5 protein-coding genes are annotated in these 5441 nt (G+C 60.6%); 4 read left to right on the forward strand and 1 reads right to left on the reverse strand.

The window, feature by feature from the left end; translation table 11 throughout:
• The 3 genes from NW835_RS11490 to NW835_RS11500 all read left to right on the forward strand — a co-directional run.
• A partial coding sequence (locus tag NW835_RS11490; RefSeq protein ID WP_414415344.1) for a hypothetical protein occupies positions 1–1587 on the forward strand: 1587 nt, incomplete at its 5' end.
• Positions 1581–2576 (forward strand): alpha-E domain-containing protein, encoded by a 996-nt coding sequence (locus tag NW835_RS11495; RefSeq protein ID WP_414376365.1) that lies wholly within the window; start codon positions 1581–1583, stop codon positions 2574–2576. The genes NW835_RS11490 and NW835_RS11495, both read left to right, overlap by 7 nt.
• Positions 2577–2767: 191 nt before the next feature.
• Complete coding sequence (locus NW835_RS11500) at positions 2768–3319, forward strand: gamma carbonic anhydrase family protein (protein ID WP_414347985.1); 552 nt, start codon at positions 2768–2770, stop codon at positions 3317–3319.
• Positions 3320–3328: 9 nt separating this feature from the next.
• Here the strand turns inward: NW835_RS11500 and NW835_RS11505 are convergent, their stop codons facing one another.
• Positions 3329–4789, reverse strand: coding sequence for a circularly permuted type 2 ATP-grasp protein (locus NW835_RS11505; protein WP_414335409.1), 1461 nt, complete (start codon positions 4787–4789; stop codon positions 3329–3331).
• Between the two features lie 199 nt (positions 4790–4988).
• Here NW835_RS11505 and NW835_RS11510 point away from each other — a divergent pair.
• A partial coding sequence (locus NW835_RS11510) for a gamma-glutamyl-gamma-aminobutyrate hydrolase family protein (RefSeq protein ID WP_414415345.1) occupies positions 4989–5441 on the forward strand: 453 nt, incomplete at its 3' end.

The raw sequence follows: 5441 nt of genomic DNA on the forward strand, positions 1-5441 counted from the left end.
ACTTTGCCCTTTCGAGCCCTGGGGCTGGACATGCTCGGCTCTTTGGTGGCCAGCATGGGCCTAGCGATGGCGGTCTTGGGGCTGGGGCTGTACCTTCTGCTGCGGCAGGGGCTTCCTTGGGCTTTGGCGTTGGTCTTGGCCCTGCTGAGCATGGCCGGCCCCTACTGGCTGGTGGATATCTACCAACGGGGAGCTATAGGGGAAGTGTGGGCCATTGCCGTCTCCCCCTGGATTTTCTGGGCCTCGCTGCAGACGATCTGCCGGCTCCAGTCCATCTGGCCGGTTGCGGCTTTGGCCCTGAGCTATGGCCTGCTGGCGCTGTCCCACCTGCCCACCTTGCTGGTGTTGACCCTGATTTGGCTGCCTCTGCCTTGGGTGGTGGGGGGAAGGGATCCCTTCTGGCCCAGGGTGGGGCGCTGCTACCTGGGGTTTGGGCTGGGGCTGGGGTGGACGGCGTTTTATCTGCTGCCGGCCTTTTGGGATCAGCGGCATGTCCAGGTGGATTTTGTCAACTTTGCCGACGAGTATACGCCCCACCATCGTCTGATGGTGAGCGGGCTCATGCAGCTGCAGCCGCGCTGGACAGAGCACTGGTTTGAGAGCAACCTGGTGGGGTACTGGGTTTGGATGGCGGCGGTTCTGGGAGGGGTTGGGATCCTGGTTTTTCTAGAATGGCTGGCCCGCCGGTCGGGGAGGAGTTTCTCCTGCCAGGAAAGTGGCGCTGCCGAATCTCTTGCCAGAGCCACCCTGCTCTACAGCCTGGGAGCCAGCCTGGTGGCGCTGCTGATGATGACGGATCTGCTGGCTTGGCTCTACGAGTGGGTTTTGCCCCTGCGGCGGATTCAGTTCTCCTGGCGCTGGATGGCGGTGACGGCGGTAACCGTGCCTTGGCTAGTGGGATCTCTAGCTGGGTGGGGATGGGGGCACAAGCGCTGGCGGCTCCCTTTGCTGGTGGGGCTTGGCCTGGCCATGGCAGTCCAAACCTGGCAGGGCTTGCAACTGGTGTCCAAAGCCGGCTTTGATCCGCCGCTTGTCCAAACTTTTCAAGAACTCGCTGCAGCCAAGCAGTTCCCCAACGAGCCCCAAGAGCGGCCGGGCATTGCTTTCTTGCACATGCACTGGCGCTTTCCCGATGGGCTGGCGCTGGTGGATGCGCTGGAATACCGGCCCCGCCAGGCGACGCTGCCCATGCCGCCCCCACAGGTGGATCCGCTGCTGCAGTGGCAAGGCGAGGTAGAGGATCCGGCGGCGCGGCTCCAGGCGGAAGAGTGGCGCTACGGCTACCGTCGCTTTCGGGCGCTTAACCCCGCCGGTCAGGAGCAAGCTGTAGTCTTGCGCACGTTTTACTACCCCGCCTGGCGGGTACAAATTGATGGACGGTTCAGAGCTGCTGAATACAACGAGCCAGGGCTGCTGCAAGTGCGGATCCCGCCGGGGGAGCACCGCGTGGAGGTGCGCTACTTGGGCACGGCGGCGGACTGGCTGGGCTGGATCCTGACCGGCGTGGCAGGAGTGCTGCTGGTGGAGCTGCGGCGGCTGCTCCGTCTGTTGGGGTTGAGGACAACAGAGGAGGCAACACCATGTTGAGTCGCGTGGCCGATTCCATCTACTGGCTCAACCGCTACGTGGAGCGGGCCGAGAACATTGCCCGTTTTATCGATGTCAACCTAAACCTCATCCTCGACTCACCTAGTGGCACAGCTCAGCAATGGGATCCCATCATCTTCACCACTGGGGATCAGGAGCTGTTTTACCAGCGCTACGGCCAGGCGACCCAGGAAACGGTGATCCAGTTTCTGGCTTTTGATAGGGATTATCCCAACTCGATTTTTTCCTGCTTGCGGCTGGCACGGGAAAATGCCCGCTCTGTGCGGGAGATCATTTCTTCGGAAATGTGGGAGCGGGTGAATCGCTTCTACTTAATGGTGAAGGAAGCTGCTCAACAGTGGCCGCATCTGAGCCAGCTCCACGATTTCTTCACGGAAGTCAAGCTGGCCAGCCATCTCTTTGCTGGGGTGATGGATGCCACCATGACCCACGGGGAGGGGTGGCACTTTGGACAAATCGGCCGCCTTTTGGAACGGGCCGACAAAACGGCTCGCATTCTGGATGTTAAGTATTTTATTTTGCTGCCTTCTGTACAGGATGTGGGCACGCCCCTGGATGAATTGCAGTGGATTGCTCTCCTAAAGTCGGCCAGCGCTTATGAAATGTATCGAAAATACAGCCGCCAACACCGCATTAACCCTAGAGAGGTGGCCTCTTTCCTGATTTTGGATCGGCAATTTCCCCGCTCCATTCAGTTTTGTCTCATTCACGCCGATCGCTCCCTACACCAGATTACTGGAACCCCTGCTGATACTTGGCGGGATCCCAGTGAGCGGACTTTGGGACGGCTGCGCTCTGAGCTGGATTATCTCACCATTGACGATATTATGGAGCAGGGCTTACACGAATTTCTCGACAAGTTGCAATTGCAAATGAATTACGTTGGCGATTGCATCTACGAAAGTTTCTTTGCCATTCGCCCTTTGCAGACGGCTGACCCCCCTCTGCTCCTGCAGCGCCAAGCTTAGCCGAAACCCCTCACCCCCAGCCCCTCTCCCAAAGGGATAGCCCTCACCCCCGGCCCCTCTCCCAAAGGGAGAGGGGGGTTAATCTCTTTCACGGCTGTTGTATGCTTGCATCTGGTCAGCTGCCGGGGCAAAGGCGGTGCAGAGCACTGGGGAAGCCGGGAATTGCCGCACCGTTACTGGCGGTAGGATTGATGGAAGTTGTTGCTGGTTGGAGAGTGGGGTTGGAGCAGCAGCCGCGAGGGATCGACCAGGCAGCCTTTGTGGCCGCCAATGCCACGCTGATTGGTGATGTGCAGCTCTCGGAAGGGGTGAGCATCTGGTACGGGGCCATTTTGCGAGGGGATCTGTCACCGATTGTGATTGGCCGCCGCAGCAACATTCAAGACGGGGCGATCCTGCACGGGGATCCGGAGCAGCCGACCTGCATCGGCGAGGAGGTCACCGTCGGCCATCGGGCCGTCATCCACAGCGCCCACATCGAGGCGGGATCCCTGGTGGGGATTGGGGCCGTCATCCTCAACAGAGTCACCATCGGGGCGGGCAGCATGGTCGGGGCTGGAGCGGTGGTCACCCGCTCGCTGCCGCCCCGCTCTTTGGCAGTCGGGATCCCGGCCAAGGTCATCCGCACCCTGACAGACCAAGAGGTGGAGCAGTTGCGCCGCCACGCCGAGCACTATGTGGATTTGGCGCTGCAACACGCCCGTCGTTTCGCCAGATGGCCGGGCCCTGCTGCTCCGGCCTAAGCCTACCCCTCAGCAGCGGGGATCCCCGCAGAGCACCCAGGTATCTTTGCTGCCGCCCCCTTGGGAGGAGTTGACCACTAGGGATCCCTTTTTGAGGGCTACGCGGGTTAGGCCGCCGGGATGAACGTAGATCTCTTTGCCGTAGAGAATGTAGGGCCGCAGATCCACATGGCAGGGCTCCAGCCTCAGCCCCTCTCCCCAATCCACGAGGGTGGGCACGCGGGAAAGACACACGACGGGCTGGGCGATGTAGTTGCGGGGCTGGGCGCGGATTTTCTCGGCAAAAGCGGCCCGCTCCTCCGGTGTGGCCCGCGGTCCCATCAGCATGCCGTAACCGCCCGACTCATTGGCCGCCTTCACCACCAACTTGTCCAGGTTCTCCAGCACATAAGCTTGATCCTTGGGATCCCAACACAAGTAGGTGGGCACATTGGGCAAAATCGCTTCTTCTCCCAGGTAGTAGCGGATCATCTGGGGCACATAGGCGTAGATGACCTTATCGTCTGCCACTCCTGTCCCCAAGGCATTGGCAATTGCCAGCCGACCCGAGCGATAGACCTCAAACAGGCCGGGTACCCCCAAGAGGGAATCGGGGCGAAAGACCAGCGGATCGATGAAGTCATCGTCGATGCGGCGGTAGATTACATCCACCCGTTGCAGGCCCTTGGTGGTGCGCATCTGCAAATAGCCATCGGCCACCACCAAATCCCGTCCTTCCACCAGCTCCACCCCCATCTGCTGGGCCAGAAAAGAATGCTCGAAGTAGGCGGAGTTGTAGATGCCGGGGGTGAGCACCACCACTGTCGGGTTGGCCAGGTGCGGCGGCGTCAGATTGAGGAGGGTATCCAACAAGTGGCTGGGGTAGTCGTCCACCGGGCGGATCCCCATCGTGTTAAACAGCGAGGGAAAGGTGCTTTTCATCACCCGCCGGTTTTCCAGCACATAGGAAATGCCCGAGGGGCAGCGCAGGTTGTCTTCCAGCACGTACCAAGTCCCGTCCCGATCCCGCACCAGGTCGGTGCCGGTGACGTGGCACCAAATTCTCCCCGGCGGGTTGAGCCCAATACAAGGCCGCAGGAATCCTTTGGCCGTCTCGACCAGCTCAGCAGGGATCACCCCATCCTTGAGGATCTTCTGGTCGTGATAGACGTCGTCGATAAACAGGTTCAGGGCATGGATGCGCTGCTTCAGACCCTGCTCCAGCCGCTGCCACTCAGAAGCTGAGACGATGCGGGGAATGATGTCGAAGGGGAAAATCCGCTCCGTGCCCTGGCTGTCGCCATAGACGTTGAAGGTTACCCCCATCTGAAAGAGGGCTGCCTGGGCCGCCGCTTGCCGCTGCTGCAGCTCTCCTTCTCCCAGCGAATGCAGGCGCTCAATCAGCGGGATCGCCTCAGGGCGAGGCCGACCGCGCCCCACAAACAGCTCATCGTAAAAACCTTCACCTGGGTCATAAGTATCAAAACGCACGTCGGGATCCCTCGAACCCTACCCTGTTTTACTGTGGGCGGCTCTGGATTTGCCTAGTGTGCTTCCGGCTACTTTTACGGTTATCGTGGTGGAAGTTAGGACAGGGGGTATACCGGTTGCCCCCAGTCAGCCAGAGTTGTCAAGGTTTATGGTGGCGGGCGGTACTTTCTCAGCTTTGTTGTCAATGTAATGTAGAGGAATGAACCGGACACCCTCTTTTGTAAATCGGCCCCTCATCGGCGTTACTACCCCCAGCCGCAACGGCCAGGGAGATTTTGTGGCGCCGGGCCGCTATGTGGATGCCCTTCGCGCTGCCGGAGGGATCCCCGTTCTTTTTCCCCCAGGCGAAAGTGAGCCACAAGCGCTGCTGGCTGCGGTAGATGGGCTGGTGTTGACAGGAGGCGGCGACCTTTGCCCCAGCACCTACGGAGAGGATCCCCAACATCCCCAGGTGCGTCACGTCAGCGCCGAGCGGGATCGCTTTGAGATGGCCTTGGCGGCAGCCGCGCTGGCGCAAGGGATCCCGGTCTTGGGCATTTGTCGAGGGATGCAGTTGCTGAACGTGGTCAGCGGCGGCAAGCTGATCCCCCATGTGCCCGACGTGTACGACGAGCTGGATCATTTCAACCCCGCCGATCGCAAGCCCGTTCGC

Origin of the sequence: Synechococcus sp. OH2, assembly GCF_047462155.1 — a bacterium.
Taxonomy (GTDB): domain Bacteria; phylum Cyanobacteriota; class Cyanobacteriia; order Thermostichales; family Thermostichaceae; genus Thermostichus.